At 35.8% G+C, this 16,914-nt stretch carries 15 protein-coding genes, 2 tRNA genes and 4 pseudogenes; 12 read left to right on the forward strand and 9 right to left on the reverse strand.

From position 1 onward, the window contains the following. Positions 1–17: 17 nt before the first annotated feature. From OPR26_RS05070 to OPR26_RS05080, 3 genes are all read right to left on the reverse strand, one after another. Positions 18–260 (reverse strand): type II toxin-antitoxin system RelE/ParE family toxin, encoded by a 243-nt coding sequence (locus OPR26_RS05070; RefSeq protein ID WP_265015661.1) that lies wholly within the window; start codon positions 258–260, stop codon positions 18–20. Between the two features lie 32 nt (positions 261–292). Next, positions 293–517, reverse strand: coding sequence for a ParD-like family protein (locus tag OPR26_RS05075; RefSeq protein WP_265015662.1), 225 nt, complete (start codon positions 515–517; stop codon positions 293–295). A 111-nt stretch (positions 518–628) separates the two neighbouring features. Continuing rightward, a complete protein-coding gene (locus OPR26_RS05080) occupies positions 629–2,548 on the reverse strand; it encodes a WD0745 family porin (protein ID WP_265015663.1) in 1,920 nt (639 codons plus the stop codon). Positions 2,549–2,871: 323 nt separating this feature from the next. Between OPR26_RS05080 and OPR26_RS05085 the strand changes: the two genes are divergently transcribed. Next, entirely contained in the window at positions 2,872–4,161 is a 1,290-nt protein-coding gene (locus OPR26_RS05085; RefSeq protein WP_265015664.1) for a lipase family protein, read from the forward strand. Between the two features lie 43 nt (positions 4,162–4,204). On the opposite strand, the pseudogene OPR26_RS05090 reads toward OPR26_RS05085, so the two are convergent. The 3 genes and pseudogenes from OPR26_RS05090 to OPR26_RS05100 form a co-directional block, all read right to left on the reverse strand. After that, positions 4,205–5,024 (reverse strand): annotated as a pseudogene (locus tag OPR26_RS05090) (3'-5' exonuclease). After that, the gene (gene era, locus OPR26_RS05095) at positions 5,017–5,901 is read right to left on the reverse strand and encodes a GTPase Era (protein WP_265015665.1); all 885 of its coding nucleotides are present in this window, start codon (positions 5,899–5,901) and stop codon (positions 5,017–5,019) included. Before era ends, OPR26_RS05090 begins: the two are co-directional and overlap by 8 nt. Positions 5,902–6,413: 512 nt before the next feature. Then, positions 6,414–6,486 (reverse strand) — tRNA-Gly (locus OPR26_RS05100). Between the two features lie 180 nt (positions 6,487–6,666). Between OPR26_RS05100 and OPR26_RS05105 the strand changes: the two genes are divergently transcribed. The 8 genes and pseudogenes from OPR26_RS05105 to OPR26_RS05140 form a co-directional block, all read left to right on the forward strand. Next, positions 6,667–7,287: a ribonuclease D gene (locus OPR26_RS05105; protein WP_265015666.1), complete on the forward strand. Its 621-nt coding sequence runs from the start codon at positions 6,667–6,669 to the stop codon at positions 7,285–7,287. A 113-nt stretch (positions 7,288–7,400) separates the two neighbouring features. Next, entirely contained in the window at positions 7,401–7,724 is a 324-nt protein-coding gene (gene trxA / locus OPR26_RS05110) for a thioredoxin (RefSeq protein ID WP_253302712.1), read from the forward strand. A 42-nt stretch (positions 7,725–7,766) separates the two neighbouring features. Next, positions 7,767–7,843: transfer RNA gene (locus OPR26_RS05115), tRNA-Ile, on the forward strand. A 70-nt stretch (positions 7,844–7,913) separates the two neighbouring features. After that, positions 7,914–8,573 (forward strand): CADD family putative folate metabolism protein, encoded by a 660-nt coding sequence (locus tag OPR26_RS05120; RefSeq protein ID WP_265015667.1) that lies wholly within the window; start codon positions 7,914–7,916, stop codon positions 8,571–8,573. Between the two features lie 198 nt (positions 8,574–8,771). Next, entirely contained in the window at positions 8,772–8,990 is a 219-nt protein-coding gene (locus tag OPR26_RS05125; protein ID WP_265015668.1) for a dihydroneopterin aldolase, read from the forward strand. Beyond that, positions 8,987–9,457, forward strand: a complete 471-nt coding sequence (folK, locus tag OPR26_RS05130; protein WP_265015669.1) for a 2-amino-4-hydroxy-6-hydroxymethyldihydropteridine diphosphokinase — start codon at positions 8,987–8,989, stop codon at positions 9,455–9,457. Before OPR26_RS05125 ends, folK begins: the two co-directional genes overlap by 4 nt. 180 nt (positions 9,458–9,637) lie before the next feature. Continuing rightward, positions 9,638–10,390, forward strand: a complete 753-nt coding sequence (locus OPR26_RS05135; protein WP_264702259.1) for an IS5 family transposase — start codon at positions 9,638–9,640, stop codon at positions 10,388–10,390. A gap of 165 nt (positions 10,391–10,555) precedes the next feature. Then, positions 10,556–10,696 (forward strand): annotated as a pseudogene (locus OPR26_RS05140) (IS5/IS1182 family transposase); the annotation flags it as partial. Positions 10,697–10,743: 47 nt separating this feature from the next. Here the strand turns inward: OPR26_RS05140 and OPR26_RS05145 are convergent. The 3 genes and pseudogenes from OPR26_RS05145 to hemC form a co-directional block, all read right to left on the reverse strand. Continuing rightward, positions 10,744–11,976 (reverse strand): annotated as a pseudogene (locus OPR26_RS05145) (IS256 family transposase). Between the two features lie 238 nt (positions 11,977–12,214). Beyond that, entirely contained in the window at positions 12,215–13,102 is an 888-nt protein-coding gene (gene murB, locus OPR26_RS05150) for a UDP-N-acetylmuramate dehydrogenase (RefSeq protein WP_265015671.1), read from the reverse strand. Further along, the gene (gene hemC / locus OPR26_RS05155; protein WP_253301978.1) at positions 13,093–13,971 is read right to left on the reverse strand and encodes a hydroxymethylbilane synthase; all 879 of its coding nucleotides are present in this window, start codon (positions 13,969–13,971) and stop codon (positions 13,093–13,095) included. Before hemC ends, murB begins: the two co-directional genes overlap by 10 nt. 726 nt (positions 13,972–14,697) lie before the next feature. Between hemC and OPR26_RS05160 the strand changes: the two are divergent. From OPR26_RS05160 to OPR26_RS05170, 3 genes and pseudogenes are all read left to right on the forward strand, one after another. After that, positions 14,698–15,672 (forward strand): annotated as a pseudogene (locus OPR26_RS05160) (IS110 family RNA-guided transposase). A 26-nt stretch (positions 15,673–15,698) separates the two neighbouring features. Further along, entirely contained in the window at positions 15,699–16,451 is a 753-nt protein-coding gene (locus OPR26_RS05165; RefSeq protein ID WP_264702259.1) for an IS5 family transposase, read from the forward strand. 88 nt (positions 16,452–16,539) lie between these two features. Next, on the forward strand, positions 16,540–16,905 hold the full coding sequence (locus OPR26_RS05170; protein ID WP_265015672.1) for a transposase: 366 nt from the start codon (positions 16,540–16,542) through the stop codon (positions 16,903–16,905). Positions 16,906–16,914: the final 9 nt, after the last annotated feature.

Consider the following 16,914-nt stretch of genomic DNA (forward strand, 5'->3'; position numbering starts at 1 on the left):
TCGCTAATAAATCTCGTCTATATTCGTTTCTTCAAATCCCTATAAAAATTCTCATGTGGAGCAAGGGCAAGAAATGTTAATTCATTATTTTGTTCATTATAAAAATAAGCTAACAAAGTAAGTTGATTAAAAATAGAGAATTTGTATACACGAACATTTGCAAGGTCACCTGATTTGAGCTCTCCAATATGTGGATTGCCTTGGACTTGCTTGATAGCTTCTTCAAGTTTAGATAGTTGATTGTTATGCAGCTTTTTCATTGACCGCTTAAAAGTATTGGTAAGAAGAATTTTCAAAGCTTTATAGGCTTATACTCTTCAATATTGCCTAATTTAGCATCCCCAATACCTGATAGAATCTCTTTAATGATATTATAACTCAATTCAGGGTTATCTTCAACAATCTGACCAACTTTAGCCCAATGCTCGATTTGTTGTGGTACGGAACGATTTTGTAACATGGAATGAGACTGTACTATTTTCTCAAATTTCCCATCAAGATTTACTGTTATATCCATGATATTGTTACTTCTACTTTAAGCTATTATACCATATATTGGAAATTTTTTCAATATAAAATTTTCATCTGGAAATACACACCACAGTTAACTGTGGTGTACACTAGTTGGTTAGAAAGAAAACTTCACACCAGTGAGCAGAAGAACTCCTTGGTTAGAAGGTACATCAGCACCATCTTTATCTTTCAGCGCACCTTTTTCGTCAGTCATAAAATAATGAAGAGCTGCATAAGGAACAAATTTGCTCTTACTGCATGCAGGAGAAAGATCATATTGAACGCCAAGTGCACCATCATGAAGCATATCTTTGTCATTCATTCTGCTGCCAAAGTACGTCAAACTTGTGTAGATATTCTCATGTTGATACCCAGCTCCTACAGTCCAATACATTGTATCCTCTTTATTAAATTGCGTTAAGCCATTTTTTCTAATACTATCAGTAGTATCTTTATACTCTTTTAAAGTGGAGTCGTATTCCTTAATACTCTTCGGTTGGCCAGATTTGCCCAAATATGCAAAAGAAGCAGCAAATTTTACACCTTGGTCTTCATTAATCTTATAATCAGCGCTTACACCCAAATTAACACCCATAAGGTTATTGTACTCTACAAACTCCTTATAAAGATGCTTATCTTTATTTGGTTCTTTTGCCTGACCATACTCACCAACCACAGAGGTTTTAACTTTTATATTATGTTTACTAAAGTCATATTCATATGATGTACCAGCACTTACTATGTGCTCATAATCTGGACCGATATGTCTTATATCATTACCCTCCTTCACAAAAAATAAACTACTATCATAGCGAGGTGAGTAGCTAATACCAAATCTTGCACCCATATAATTTGGTGAGTAGTAAGCAGCTCTAAACGGCAGTGTAGTCATAACATCTTTGTTGTACTTCCCTGCCATACGGAAGGAGAGTTTTTCACTCTCGCTTGAGAAGCTTTCAGTGTAAAGACGTGGTGTTACGTAAAATGGAAAATTTGCAGCACTTCCTTCTAAATTCACTTTTCTGAACCAGTCGCTATCTGCAGCTCCATCAACAGTTGCAATTCTTGTTGCATCAAGTCTCATCAGAGCCTCAGGACCAAATTGGTAACCAAGCTTCACGTCACCATATTTTGAACTCAAAAACACATGTGCACTTCTGCCCCTTGCAGCATTCACACCTTGTGATGCTCCCTTACCTTCAGTAACTGGGACATGAAACTGCACATCAGCACCATAAAGAAGTCCTAAATCTTCATTTTTGTTTTCAGCCCTTAAGTGCAATATTGCATCCGAAATCATGCCCATGCTTTCGCTGTAATCACCAATATTTCCTATTCCTTCAGGAAATACTGGATTTGCTCCTTTTATACTATTTGGAGTATTGTTAAAATAATCTGTAGATTTCCCTGGCATAACATTATAATGCTTATAGCCACTTAGCCCATGGTCGCCATAACCTTGAGCATCAACAACACCGCCAAAAGTTATTCTTAAATTACTTTGCCCTTGATTAGTGTCGATAATATCAACTCCACCAACTGAAACAACAGGATTTGCCTTAACTTTTTCCTCTGTATTTTTGTTAATAACTTTTACATCCTTCTTTACATCTTTAGCTTTAATTTTAGCATTCTTAGTTTTAGAACCCTTAGTTTTTGAAACTTTACCTTTTTCTATATTAGAATTCTTAGCATTTAGAGCTTTTGCTTTTGAATCCTCTATAAGCTTTGCTTTTTTCTCATTTGCTAGCCTAATCTCCTCTTTTTTCTTCTGCTCGGCTGCTAATCTCATCTCCTCTTTTTTCTTAAGCTCTTCAGCTTTTTTTCTTGGATCAGCATTACATATTCTGTCCATCTTTTCTTTCAGTTTTTTATTTGATGTTTTCATAACTTCTGTTTTTCCAGAAGTTTTTGTGCTCTCTTGCTTTTTTATTTCCTTCATACTCTCATCAGGAAAGTCAGCTGCAAAACTGCTGAAAGAACATAAAGTTAATAAAGAAACTAGAGCAGTTCTAGTATACATAGACTTTTTCATAGAAGTGCCCCCAAAAAATTTCGAAATCATTGTCTTAAATGTAAATATATAAAAATGTTGAAAATTCAACTTAAAGCAACCTTATAACGAAAATAAAAGTAAAATGCAACACCTTGAAAGCAACTTTTTTAATATGCCTAACGTGTATATTAACCAAAATTTAGTACAGAGGTTCGCTTGCTAGTGCATTATAACTCTACTATTTATTCTATGGAAGTAAAATTTTTTTATTCTAACAATAGTTATAGCTATGTTAAAAAAATAAATTATGAAAAACACTATTGACAATAGTATCAATCTATATTATAGTTAAATAAAGTTGTTTGGTTTTAAATAGATTTATGGATTTTAGTTTTTTACGCAATTGGTTTAGTACCACAAGTACTGGTGCAAGTAGTATAGATTCACAATTAGAACAATCAAGCTCTATTTTAGCAGATGACAGCAAATGTAAGATAGATGATGAATTTATCAATCCTGCTGACCCAAATGAGCCACGTTCTTTACCTTCTGATTACCAAATAGATGAAAGTATTGTAGGAATTGCAGGGTTTGATAGAGAGAAATTATTAAAAATGAGTAATTTCTGTAAAATAAGCTATGGTGATGACGACAATAAGTTAAGTGAAAAAAGATGCAACACCTTAGCTGAAGAAGTATACAAAACTGGATTTGAAGTTACTACGGAAGGTTATGAAATTATTCCATCCCCTGAAAAAATGTATAAAACTAGAGCTGAACTTATTAGCGAAGGTTATGAAATCATTCCATTTAGTAATAGTTTTGAGGAAGATGCTGGTCATGTTTTCATAAAAGGTAAAGAAATAACGGTAGCTTACCACGGTACTCGTGGCTTCAATGATGGAATCACTGATGCAAATGTACTTTTTACTACTTCAGAACTTTTACCTGAAGGTGGAAGAATGCATAGAGGATTTTATAATTCATTTACGGATTCATGGCCTAATCTTTATGGCATTTTGAAATCTTATGCTGAAAAACAAGAATCAGAAATCAAAGATTTTAAAATCAATCTCACAGGTCACAGTATGGGAGGAGCTATTGCTAAGATAGCTGCTTTATGCCTCAATAAAACAGAAGGTGCTGAGAATGTTCATGTTGCAACTTTTGGCGATCCAAGAGTTTTTGATCTTACTGCTAGTGAATTTTATAATGACGTTCTTCAAGAAAAAACCATAAGGGTCACTCACCATCAGCGAGATCCAGTGCCAGCATTATGCCCTGGTTCGTTTGGTTATGCCCATGTAGGCGCACAATTAAGAGTACCAACACCAGAAAGATATTCTGGTCTAGTAAGTCATTTTCATGGACTGGATGGTTATCATGAAGCTATTAAAATAATGGATGAAGATGATTTCCAATCAAACAATAACGTTTCTCTCTTTTACTACCCTTCGAGAATATTAAGCCGAATTAACTCTGCAGTTTTAGGTAATGCTCAATATTATGCTGCAAAATTAGGGGGTTATATTTTAGGCGGATCAAACTTCTTTGAGAAAGTGAAAAAAGAATACCAAAATGATAAATTTGAAGTATTGGAAGTTGAGCAAATAGCACATGAAAATTGCTCATCTATTGCAATGGGCGGATAGCTGCCATTATGGAGCAATTGTTAGATTGCTCCATAATATCTATTCATTTAAATTCAATATAAAAGTTTCCACCACAACCATTCCTCTTTAAATTTTTTTAGATGTTCTTTTTTTTCGCACTCTAAAAGCAGCTCTTCCACGCTTTTGTTGTAGCTTTCAGTAGTAATCCTTCCCTGATGATGCATGAACCTCAAGTAAATCAAATAAGTGTTAATCACATCTGTTTCACAATAATCTCGAATCTCTTGTATCTTGCCGCTATCATATAAGCCCATAACTTGTGACCCATCAACTCCAATCTTACCAGGAAGATTAAATGCTGCACAAACTTCGTTCATTTTTACTCTCGCAGAGGCTCCAAAATCAGAGAGAGATTCAAGCAAATCACAATGCCAATCACTACTATATCTCTGATTGTAACTATTCCACTTATCACCAGCTTTATGAAAGTATTCTGCTTGAATGCCATGAACCATAGCACGATACTTCAGCACTGGTATATCAAAAGTGCGTCCGTTGAACGAAACTAATCTTGGCTTTTTCTCTGATATGTAGTTAAAAAATCCTTTTACTAGCTCTTTTTCACTGGAATTTAGTGTGCCTCCAGATCTTATTTCTTGCAGTGTAAACACTTCGTAACCGCTCTGATAGCTTATATTACAAAGTAAAAAACTAATAACTACAATTTGGTGAAAAGGCTGGCGCAGAAAAGAGTTTTGCCCGTTTGTTATTTCGAGATGATATTTTGTTAATGCATCCCTCTTCTCTTCTACACTACTATTGTCACTAATATTGAGTAAATTCTTGCAGGAATTTACATCTGGTATAGTTTCAATATCAAATACCAATAAAGAATTAAGCATTGCCTATATACTCCTCCGGACGGTCTATCCAAGATCGCACTTTTACAAACAAAAAGAGATGAACTTTGCACTCAAATAATTTTTCTAGTTCAGCACGCGCTTCGATATTAATTTTTTTAATATTACTGCCATCTTTCCCTAGCACTATTTTTTTATGACTATCTTTTAACACAAATATGATCTGTTTTATGACTAAACTCTTATCTTTTTTTTCCTCAAATTGTTCAGTTATAACAGCAGTAGAGTATGGCAATTCTTCACGCAGGTTCAAGAATAATTTTTCTCTCGTAATTTCTGCTGATAAAAAATCTGCTGAGGAATCGGTTATTTGATCTTCTTCATAAAACCAGGGGCTCACCGGTGCAACTTCAGACAAGTAATTCATCAAATCAGAAAGTCCATCATTCTTTAATGCTGATATCGTAAACACCTTTTCAAATTTATAAAGCAAATTCAGATGCTCATGAGCCATCTTGAGTTCTGGCCTTTTTACCAAATCAGTTTTATTGATAACCAAAATGCATCTGCCTTTTGTGCGCTGCAGCCGCATAAATATAGTCTTAATTCTTTCTATGTTTTTCAAATAATTGCTTACATCAACAAGCAACAAAGTGATGTCATCACCCTTGATTGCTGACCATGCAGATTTGACTAAAGCTTTCTCAAGCTTTGTTTCTGCTGAAAACATTCCTGGGGAGTCAGTAAAGACAATTTGTGTGTTGTTGCATGTTGCAACACCCCTTATTTGTGTCCTTGTTGTTTGCACTTTAGGGGTAACAATTGCAATTTTCTTGCCTATGATGCTGTTAATTAATGTAGACTTCCCAGCATTTGGTAAGCCAGCTATGGTTACAAATAAGCACTTTTGTTCTTTCACAAAGGAAATTATAAGAAAACTGGATGCCAGTGTCAAGCTACTTGGATGACATCATTCTCCTGTCATCCAAGTAGCTGACACTGGTTCATTCTATAATGGTGTCACAGCAGTCCTACGTCATACCGTCACGGTATCTCTAGATCCCGCTAACAAGCAGCGGGATGACGGTTGTCAGTAGGTCTAAATTACTTTAGCTATAAATATTAAGAAATTTACCAAATGAAAAAAAAGGCAAAAGAAGCCCCGAGTAGCGAGTTTTGACTCTATATTACTGTAAGTGGCGCTGTAATAATGTGCTGACGCTTAGTTTAAGCGCGATTTGGCTGAATGTAGAAAAAATAAAAAAGACATGCAGCCGCTATAATTTTATGTAATCTGCCAATAAATACCCTGAATTTTGTCATTGAGCCTGCAGGTCAAAAACAATGAGTCATAAATACCCTTAGCACTACAATAAGGGCGCTGGCGAAATATGTCAAGGGATTTTTGACGAAATGATTTTGAAAGTAAAGAGCGGGAGAAGGGGTTCGAACCCTCGACCTCAACCTTGGCAAGGTTGCGCTCTACCAACTGAGCTACTCCCGCAATTAAATTAACCTAAATTTACTTAATTATAGGCATATACAGCGATTTGTAAACCCCGTGTACACGAAAAATGTGAGAGCCCATAAATTTGCGTGGTTCCTTCTATGATCTTTTCGTATACTTAAGGCTCATTTTTGATTATCATAGGTTTTCAATTGTGCCAAAAAATGTATTAATTTTATGGGAATATTTTTATATAAAGACGACTTGCCAGCTAGTTCAATACCAGATGATATAAGGTCTATAGCTGTTGATACCGAGGCAATGGGGCTACTTCATAGCAGAGATAGATTATGCCTTGTGCAGCTCTCTTTTAATGATGGCAACGTTCACTTAGTTCAACTCAAGAACGATTATACAGCACCAAATTTGAGAAAAATATTAGAGGATAAAAATATAACTAAAATATTTCACTTCGCACGATTTGATCTGAGCATAATACGTTATTACTTGAAAACTTGGGCACTTCCGTGCTATTGCACAAAAATAGCTTCACGGTTAGTTCGCACTTACACAGATAATCATAGCTTAAAAGAACTGTGCTTAGAACTACTTGACACCAAATTAAATAAGCAACAGCAATCTTCTGATTGGGGAAATGAAAATTTGACAGACAAACAAAAAAGTTATGCTGCATCTGATGTTTTGTATCTCCATAAGATAAAGGAAAAGCTAGATTTAATGTTGGAACGTGAAAATAGAAAAGAATTGGCCCAAAAGTGCTTTGAATTTCTTCCTACTCGCATTGAGTTGGATTTAATGGGTTGGGAAAACGTGGATATCTTTAATCATCAAATATAATCATTTGTGAGAAGTTTTTTGTTTGTGCAAAACACTTTAGGGCAATTTTTTAGAAGAATTTAGTTGATTAACTGTTGATTGATGCGCTATATTTACAAAAATTTAGGTATTTTATGAATGATGATATTACACCGGTAAATGATCAAAATTTCAAATCTGAAGTCACTGACTATAAAGGGTTTGTTCTGATAGACTTTTGGGCAGAATGGTGTGGGCCATGTAAAAGTCTAATGCCGCGTATTGAACAGTTGGCTAAAGACAGAAAAGGCAAGATTAAGATCTGCAAGTTCGACATAGATGAAGGGACTGAAGTGCCAAGTAAGTATGGAGTGCAATCTATACCCACTTTAATCATATTTCAAGATGGTAAGGAAATTGCACGCAAAATTGGTGCAACAAATGATTTGCTAAGTTGGGTTGATAGTGAAATAAGCTAATAGACAAATTTGCTTTTGTGTGTATTATAAATATTGATAAAAGGGATTGTAGCTCAGTCGGTTAGAGCAGTTCGCTCATAACGAATTGGTCGTAGGTTCGAGTCCTACCAATCCCACCATTGTTAGCATGATCGTAACAATGAGAAAACTATAGTATATGAATTATATGTTGATATAATAGAGGAAATAATGGAATTTACTAAATCTTTGAATAATAAGTTAGATGGGTTGCACTTACTAAATCATCCATTCTGCCAATCATGGAATACAGGAAGCTTAAGCTTGCAAGCTTTACAAACCTATGCTAAAGAATATTATCACCATGTTGCTGCGTTTCCTCGTTATATCAGTGGTATACATTTTTTGTGCCCAGATTTAAAAATGCGACAGGTTTTGCTTGGTAATTTGATAGAAGAAGAACAAGGTGATGAAAATCACCCAGAGTTATGGAAACGTTTTGCTGAAGGGCTTGGTGTAACACGGTCTGATCTCCATAAGGATGCACAGATTAAAGAGACACAGGAGTTAGTTGATGGTTACTTTGATATTGTACGATCAGGTTTTGCTTCCGGTTTGGGTGCACTTTATGCTTATGAACGTCAAACTCCAGAGGTTTCTAAGTCTAAAATTGAAGGTTTAAAAAAACACTATTCAATAAGTGATGAGCGTTCTCTTCAATTTTTTACGGTTCATATGTATGCTGATAAATGGCATTCTGAGGAATGTGCAAATCTTATTGCAGACTTAAGCGAAGAAGAGCAAGAGAAAGCCATGCAAGGCGCTAAGAAAGGAGCAAAACTCTTGTGGGGTTTTCTTGACGGGATGATAAACGCTAGTGTGTGTCATTAATTGTAAGTAGATTAAACTCAGTGATATTAAAATGCAATGTAATCTTCTTATATCTGACCTGCGGCTTTGGGTTCATTTAGGATGTAGTGTAGAAGAGAAGTTTCATTCTCAATTAGTTAGTGTTAATATTGATTTTACCTTTAAATCCCCCCCCCTTTAGGACTTACAACTGACCGGCTTGAGGATACTATATGCTACTTGGAGGTAGTTCAGAGTATTCAATCTCTCGTTCAAAGCAAGCAATTCAGCTTAATCGAGCATTTAACTCATGATATATACAGGACCATTAATAACCTTGTGATGCAAAAAAAGCATATTATTTCTTCTATAGGCGTAACTATTCACAAAGTTGCACCACCTGTCCCCAGTGTGCATGGAGGTGTTTTCTTTACTTATCGTAATGCGTTGCAAGAATGATTTACATTTCTGTTGGCTCAAATATAGGAAATCGCTTTTCCCATTTACAAAGGGCTGCTCAGTTACTAAAGGAGCGCTATTTTAAAGATTTAAAGTCTTCGATCATTCTAGAAACTAAGGCCATTTTACCAAACGGTGCTCCACCTGAGTGGGATAAGCCATTTCTCAACATGATTGTCTATGGAAGTTGTTCTTCTTCTCCCGAAGAGCTATTAAAAGGTCTAAAACAAATTGAGTGTGATATTGGCCGTCCGCAGGTCTATGAAAAGTGGGCACCTCGCGTTATTGATTTGGATATTTTGTTATGGGATGACCTGACACTTGATACACCCTACCTTAAGATTCCTCACCCAGAATTGATAAACAGACCATTTTTGCTTCACTTGGTAGCAATGCTGAGCCCTATTCCAATAATCAACAAAACGTTCGGTTATGATATCCCTAGGCTCTGTGGACAAAAAATATGAAAAGAGAGAAAAAGATGGTAGTTTAAGCCTAATAGGTAAAAAATGGAGAAACTACCATATGCAATATTACATCAAAGAGGAAAATTGGAAACAAATTTTAGGCTCTGTGGACAAAAAATATGAAAAGAGAGAAAAAGATGGTAGTTTAGCCTAATAGGTAAAAAATGGAGAAACTACCATATGCAATATTACATCAAAGAGGAAAATTGGAAACAAATTTTAGAGTTCATAAAAAGCGTAAAAGGAATGCACAGCAAAGATGAAAAACGTTTAAGAATATTCATAGAGGCAGTGTGGTACATAGTGCGAAGTGGTTGCCAATGGAGACTTTTACCAAAAACTTATGGTAATTACAGGAGTATACATAAGCGATTTAAAAGATGGTGTGAAAGAGATGTCTGGAAAAAATTGCTTGAATATACTAAACAAGAGCCTGATTTAGAAGTTGCTATAATCGACGGTACGATCATCCGAGCCCATCCATGTTCATCTGGATATACAAAAAACTCCAAGGATCAAGAAGCTTTAGGGAGGAGCAAAGGTGGCTTTACAACTAAAATACATGCGCTTGTCGATGCACTTGGAAATCCACTTAAATTTACTCTGACTCCTGGTCAAAGAAATGAAATTACGCAGGCACAAGTGTTGACCGAAAGTATCTATAACTCTACTGTAGTAGCTGACAAGGGCTACGATAGCAATGCCTTTGTTACAAGTCTTGAAGACAAGGGATGTACAGTAGTTATTCCGCCAAAACGGAATCGAAAAGTGCAAAGGTATTACGATGAGCATATCTACAAAGAACGTCATTTGATTGAGTGTTTTTTTGGTAAAATTAAAAATTTTAGGCGCATTTTTTCCAGATTTGATAAAACTGCTGAGGTTTTTATGGGTTTTCTCAATTTTGTTGGAGCTCTTGTATGGCTTCTCTAAAATTTTGTCCACAGAGCCTAGAAATACTGCGAAGACATAAGGTGCACATAGTGCAAAAAATTAAACAATAGTACGCCAAATACGAGTTTTCTTGTCATTTTAATCTGCTGCAGAGATTGCTAAAGAAAAGGAGTACTATAAGGAAGGTAATATATTAGTGAAGGTATGAAATTTGAACAAATAAACAAGCTTGATGAAGAGGAATTTTGTAGGTTAACAGGAGTAAAAAAAACATTTAAAAAAGTAATTCAAATTTTAATAGAGGAAGAGACTAAGAAAAAGGCAAAAGGTGGAAAGCCAAATAAGCAGTGCATGAAGGGGGAGTGTTAAATAAACTGTGTCAAACCGCATTTTTAGTTCAACTCAATTTTCAATCTATTAGGAAAGAAAATGTCGAACTGAGACATAGTTAATGCCCAATTAGGCAAAGCCATAGTCCATTTTTGCTCTACCTTTTTTATAGCACAATACACCTGTTTATACAAGGCATTTGTACTAGTAAATGAGCCCTTAGTTTTAGTAAATTTTCTGATCTGCCTATGTAGCCCCTCAATAGGATTGGTAGTATAAATTAGCTTCCTAACTGGGCCAGAATACTTGAAATAACCGGACAAATTTTCCCAATTATTCTGCCACGATTTTACAACCAATGGGTACTTTTCTCCCCATTTTTCTTCCAACTCAAGCAAATAATTCTCGGCAATTTCTCTGCTTGCAGCACGATATATTTTTTTCAGATCATTCATGAAAACTTTCACATCTTTGCTGGATACATATTTCAGAGAATTTCTTATCTGATGCACTATACATAGCTGTACTTCTGCTTTAGGAAACGCACTATTTATCGCTGCAGGAAAGCTTTTTAGCCCATCTACACATACAATTAGAATATCTTCTACTCCTCTCTCTTTTAGATCATTTAGTACTCCCAACCAGAAGTTAGCTCCTTCACTTTCAGCCAAATAAAAACCTAATACTTCTTTTCTGCCATTTTGGTCTATGCCCAATATATTGTACATACATTTACTTACACAATGTCCATCCTCTTTGACCTTAAAAAACATCCCATCCATAAATACTATCGGGTATACTGATTGCAGTGGACGACTACGCCATTCATTGATTATAGGTAGCAATTTGTCAGTAATACTTGATATCTCTGCCACCGATATTTTGTGATCATAAATTTCCTCAACATGTGACGCTATATCTCTATAGCTCATACCACTGGCAAATGTGCTCAAGATCTTCGTTTCAAGCTCTGGTTTGTTTGCCTTTTTTTGACTATTTGAGGTTCAAAATTTCCATCTCTGTCTCTTGGTGTTAATAGCTCAAATGAACCTGCACTGGTACGTAAAGTCTTTCCATTCCTCCCATTTCTTCGATTATTTTCTTCGCTTTCAGCCAACAAGTGATTTTCTATTTCACCTTCCAAACTTGCCTCCAGCAGTCTTTTTATAAATGGTGTTAATGCACCATCTCTTCCTGTCAACGGCCTGCCTATCTCGTATAGACGACAGGATATTTGTTTCTAATTCTTTATAATCTACCAAACCGGTAGTTCTGTTTACTACTTTCTGACTCATTGTCAAACCTCCATTTTTTTATATCAATTTATTACTTTTTTTTCGGTTTGACACACTTTTTTGAACATTCCCCATGAAGGATCGTCTTTTAATGGCCTTGGCATCATTCTACCTTATCTAAAGCCATTTTATACCTTTTTATCCCTTCTGGGGAAACCTTTTTTCAGTTAGCTATAGATTACTTGTCTACCTTATTTGCCGTTCTCCTGAACGAATATACAGAAGCTATAAAAACTGTCTAATAGCTACCCAAAACCCTTATCTCCCACTCAAGTTCAACATTAAATTTATCCTTCACTGCATCTTTTACTCTGTTGCCAAGGTTTTCCAAGTCAGATGCAGTTGCATTATCGTAATTGAGCAAGAAGTTACAATGTTTCTTAGAGATTCTAGCTCCACCAATATTTAACCCTAGGCAGCCAGATTTATCAATTAACTCCCATGCTCGGTAGTTTTTTGGATTTTTGAATATGCACCCAGCAGTTTTTCCTCTTATTGGCTGGCTTTTATTTTTTCTCTCAATAACTTCCTTTAACCTTTGCAGTATAAGCTCATACTCTGAGTTTACTCCTTTAAACTCAGCTTCAACAAAAATCCAATTTCCTTTTAGGCTATGTCCACGGTAAAAATACCCCATTTCTTCGCTGGAGAACTCATATAGGTTTCCATCCTCTAGATTCACTGCTTTTATGGATTGTACAACACTTGCGATGTCACTACCATACGCACCTGCATTCATTTCTATTCCGCCACCAACTGTTCCTGGAATTCCAACTAGAAACTCAAGTCCGCTAATTTGTTGCTCTCCTGCAAAGTAAGCAAGGTTACTAAGTAACGCAGCACCGCCTGCAACAATAGAGTTGTTACCCTTACTTTTAATATATGCAAACTCCTTACCTAATTTTACTGTTATTCCTCGAATGCCGCTATCTCGCACTATTATGTTGGATGTTGCACCAATAACACTAACTGGCAACTCAGTGTTTTTAATCAAGCATGTTAAATCTTCAATATCACGTGGTTTAAATAATATATCAGCTCGTCCACCGACATTTAACCACGTTGCTTTAGACATTAAGATGTCATAACGATAGATTCCACGTACTTTAGGTAAGCTTATAAGCATTTTGATTTCAACTCTAGTCCTGCATCCATACCCATTTTCTCCGCATCTTCTATAAGTGAAGTGCGCTTAGTGAAGTATATATTTTTTCCACTTGCTAACATACAACAAAGGTGTAGCATATTTTCGTTCACATATTCAGCCAAAGCTGCAAGTGGTGTAAAACATGAACCATTCACTGTCTTCATAAAACTGCGCTCTGATTTCACTCTTATAAAAGACATATTATTATTAATTTTCTCTAAAAGATCGATAATTTTTACATCATTCCTTCTACATTGAATACAAATCGCTCCCTGTCCCACTGCACTTAACATAACTTTTGGTGGCAATACCTCTGTAATCAAGTGATGTTTTTCTAATCTTATGAGTCCAGCTTCAGCTAAAATTATTCCATCAAAACTTTGATTTTGCAATCTAGTTGTTACATTTCCACGTAGCGGTACTATATTTAAATCTGGTCTAACATTTAACAACTGAACTTTTCGTCTTATTGAAGAAGTGGCAATAGTAGCCTGCTGTGGCAAAGACTCAAGGCTATTGTGTTTATGAGAAATAAACGCATCGCATGGACTTAGCCTTTCTAAAACACAAGGAATTGTTAAACCCCCTGAGAAAAACGCAGGCACATCCTTTAGCGAGTGAACTGCCATGTCTATATTATTTTCGAGCAATTCAGCCTCAATTTCTTTAATGAATAATCCTTTACCTCCTATTTCAGCAAGGTTTGCATTTGCATACTTGTCTCCGGAAGTTTTTATTTTAACAATTTCAATAGATAAGTTAGGAAAAGAATCCAGCAACTTTTGTTTTGCTTCTAAAGCCTGGGCAACTGCAAGCTTACTTCCTCTGGTACCTATTTTGACTAGCATATGTACGACTGTTTGAATACCAAACCTTAACCTAATTAATTATTTAAACACTTTGGTAGCGTGTATCGCATGAACTTCGGTTACCATCTCTCTGATGTCATCTGAGTAGCTGACTACTTGGATCCAGTTTAATTCATCATATGAGCCTTTGCATTTATTGTACTTTAACTTAAAACCAAAAGCAACTTTGCCTTTACAAAATAATAACCTTTTATATGCATAAATAAGCTTACTGGATTCTAGTGCCCCCTATCCAAGTAGCTAACACTGGTTCCTTTATGACGGCAGCGCCCCTATGATGTCATTCCAGTGCCCTGACTACTTGGATCCAGGAAAAAGAATGATGTCATAAAAGTAGTCCCTATGATGTCATCCCAGTGCTTCTTTCTCGTCATCCCAGTAGCCTCCTTTTTTTGTCATCCCAATACCCCCTCTTGTCATCCCAGTGCCCTGACTACTTGGATCCAGAAAAAAGAATGGTGTCATGAAAGTAGCCTACTTCTTGTATCTTGTCAAAAGCATCTAATGTTTTAAGCTTAAGCATTAGGTGGAGAAGGGAGGAACTCTGTGCTTCTTCTTAGATATAAAATCTGTAGAGGAGATAAGAATTCCCTCCTCAAAAGTATAGGCTGGACGGTATCGTAGAAAAACCTAAAAGGTTCTAATTCTGTATGTACAAGGTAAGCCTATACTTTTCACTTTAAATGGTAACGTATGGGGTTATATATGATCAACAACTTTTTGGGCATAGATATATCAAAAGATCGCTTTGATGTTTTTCTCTCATTTATAAGCAAAAAAGGAAAGCGTGAAACTAGGAAAAGGAGCTTTAAGAACGATGATCATGGGTTTCAAAGTCTACTGAATTTTCTACACAAACATAATGTAGAAAAAGTAAAAACCTGCATGGAATCTACTGGTTGTTATAGCGAAGCACTGGCTGAATTTCTACACAATGCTGGACATTTTGTAAGTGTTGTAAATCCTTATTGCATAAAATCTTATGCAAGGAGTAAGCTGATACGACAAAAGAATGATCAGACCGATGCAGAAGTTATTGCTGATTATTGCCAAAGACAGGAACCTTCTAGTTGCTTCTCCTGAAATGAAAAAATTAAAACATCTTTATCGTTGCTCGGCTGCGTTAAAAGATGAGTTAACATTAGTAAATAACCACTTAGAAAAAAAAAGAGACTGCCCAAAGAAGTTGCAACTGCTTGTTGCAATGAACATAGAACAAAAAATAGAAACAATAAAAAAACTCCGTATGTGAATTATTAAAGCAACACAAAGAGTTGTTGGAAAATTTTCAACTTCTACTCAGGAATAGGAGAAGAATCAGCAATAGCTATTTTAGCTGAAGTTTCTGATATAGAGGTTTTTAGAGATGCCAGGCAATTGGCAGCATATGCAGGAACTATACCACAAAATATAACGTCAGGTTCATCTGTATATGCCAAGCCCAGATTAAGTAAATCCGGTTCACAAACATTACGTAAGGCACTTTTCTTTCCTGCCATAGTAGCTAAGAATCACAATCCTATCATTATTAGTTTTTGCCAAAGACTGAAGGAGAGAGGTAAGCATAATATGGCCATTGTTGGTGCTGCAATGCGTAAGTTACTCCATATTGTTTTTGGTGTTCTAGGCTCTGTGGACAAAAAATATGAAAAGAGAGAAAAAGATGGTAGTTTAGCCTAATAGGTAAAAAATGGAGAAACTACCATATGCAATATTACATCAAAGAGGAAAATTGGAAACAAATTTTAGAGTTCATAAAAAGCGTAAAAGGAATGCACAGCAAAGATGAAAAACGTTTAAGAATATTCATAGAGGCAGTGTGGTACATAGTGCGAAGTGGTTGCCAATGGAGACTTTTACCAAAAACTTATGGTAATTACAGGAGTATACATAAGCGATTTAAAAGATGGTGTGAAAGAGATGTCTGGAAAAAATTGCTTGAATATACTAAACAAGAGCCTGATTTAGAAGTTGCTATAATCGACGGTACGATCATCCGAGCCCATCCATGTTCATCTGGATATACAAAAAACTCCAAGGATCAAGAAGCTTTAGGGAGGAGCAAAGGTGGCTTTACAACTAAAATACATGCGCTTGTCGATGCACTTGGAAATCCACTTAAATTTACTCTGACTCCTGGTCAAAGAAATGAAATTACGCAGGCACAAGTGTTGACCGAAAGTATCTATAACTCTACTGTAGTAGCTGACAAGGGCTACGATAGCAATGCCTTTGTTACAAGTCTTGAAGACAAGGGATGTACAGTAGTTATTCCGCCAAAACGGAATCGAAAAGTGCAAAGGTATTACGATGAGCATATCTACAAAGAACGTCATTTGATTGAGTGTTTTTTTGGTAAAATTAAAAATTTTAGGCGCATTTTTTCCAGATTTGATAAAACTGCTGAGGTTTTTATGGGTTTTCTCAATTTTGTTGGAGCTCTTGTATGGCTTCTCTAAAATTTTGTCCACAGAGCCTAGATCTTAGAGCATGTCTTCAAACTGAGTAGAAAGAAGTTAAGAAGTATGGTATAAGGTACATTTTAAGATGTACCCAAGCGATATAAGTGACAAAGAATGGAAGACAATAGAGCCATATTTTGAACCTAAAAAGACCGGCAGACCAAGAAAACATAGTATTAGAACAATTATTAATGCAATCCGCTATATGATGAGAACAGGATGTCAATGGAGACAACTGCCTAAAGATTTTTCACCATGGAAAACCGTATATAGTTGTAATTCGCGCTTGAAAAAAAGTGGAATATGGCAAGAAATTCATGATTTTCTAGTTAAAAAAGTAAGAGAGATGATTGGTAAAAATAAGACTCCATCAGTAGGTATAATTGATAGCCAGTCAGTGAAAACTACTCAAAAAGGGGATCCAGAGGATATGATGCTGGCAAAAAAATAAAGGGCAGAA

It is taken from the genome of Wolbachia endosymbiont (group A) of Anoplius nigerrimus (assembly GCF_947251795.1).
Taxonomy (GTDB): Bacteria; Pseudomonadota; Alphaproteobacteria; order Rickettsiales; family Anaplasmataceae; genus Wolbachia.

Coding starts and splice junctions, on each gene's coding strand:
- OPR26_RS05070 (WP_265015661.1), bottom strand. CDS start 260: ATGAAAAAGCTGCATAACAATCAACTATCTAAACTTGAAGAAGCTATC.
- OPR26_RS05075 (WP_265015662.1), bottom strand. CDS start 517: ATGGATATAACAGTAAATCTTGATGGGAAATTTGAGAAAATAGTACAG.
- OPR26_RS05080 (WP_265015663.1), bottom strand. CDS start 2,548: ATGAAAAAGTCTATGTATACTAGAACTGCTCTAGTTTCTTTATTAACT.
- OPR26_RS05105 (WP_265015666.1), top strand. CDS start 6,667: ATGGGAATATTTTTATATAAAGACGACTTGCCAGCTAGTTCAATACCA.
- trxA (WP_253302712.1), top strand. CDS start 7,401: ATGAATGATGATATTACACCGGTAAATGATCAAAATTTCAAATCTGAA.
- OPR26_RS05120 (WP_265015667.1), top strand. CDS start 7,914: ATGGAATTTACTAAATCTTTGAATAATAAGTTAGATGGGTTGCACTTA.
- folK (WP_265015669.1), top strand. CDS start 8,987: ATGATTTACATTTCTGTTGGCTCAAATATAGGAAATCGCTTTTCCCAT.
- OPR26_RS05135 (WP_264702259.1), top strand. CDS start 9,638: ATGCAATATTACATCAAAGAGGAAAATTGGAAACAAATTTTAGAGTTC.
- murB (WP_265015671.1), bottom strand. CDS start 13,102: ATGCTTATAAGCTTACCTAAAGTACGTGGAATCTATCGTTATGACATC.
- hemC (WP_253301978.1), bottom strand. CDS start 13,971: ATGCTAGTCAAAATAGGTACCAGAGGAAGTAAGCTTGCAGTTGCCCAG.
- OPR26_RS05165 (WP_264702259.1), top strand. CDS start 15,699: ATGCAATATTACATCAAAGAGGAAAATTGGAAACAAATTTTAGAGTTC.
- OPR26_RS05170 (WP_265015672.1), top strand. CDS start 16,540: ATGTACCCAAGCGATATAAGTGACAAAGAATGGAAGACAATAGAGCCA.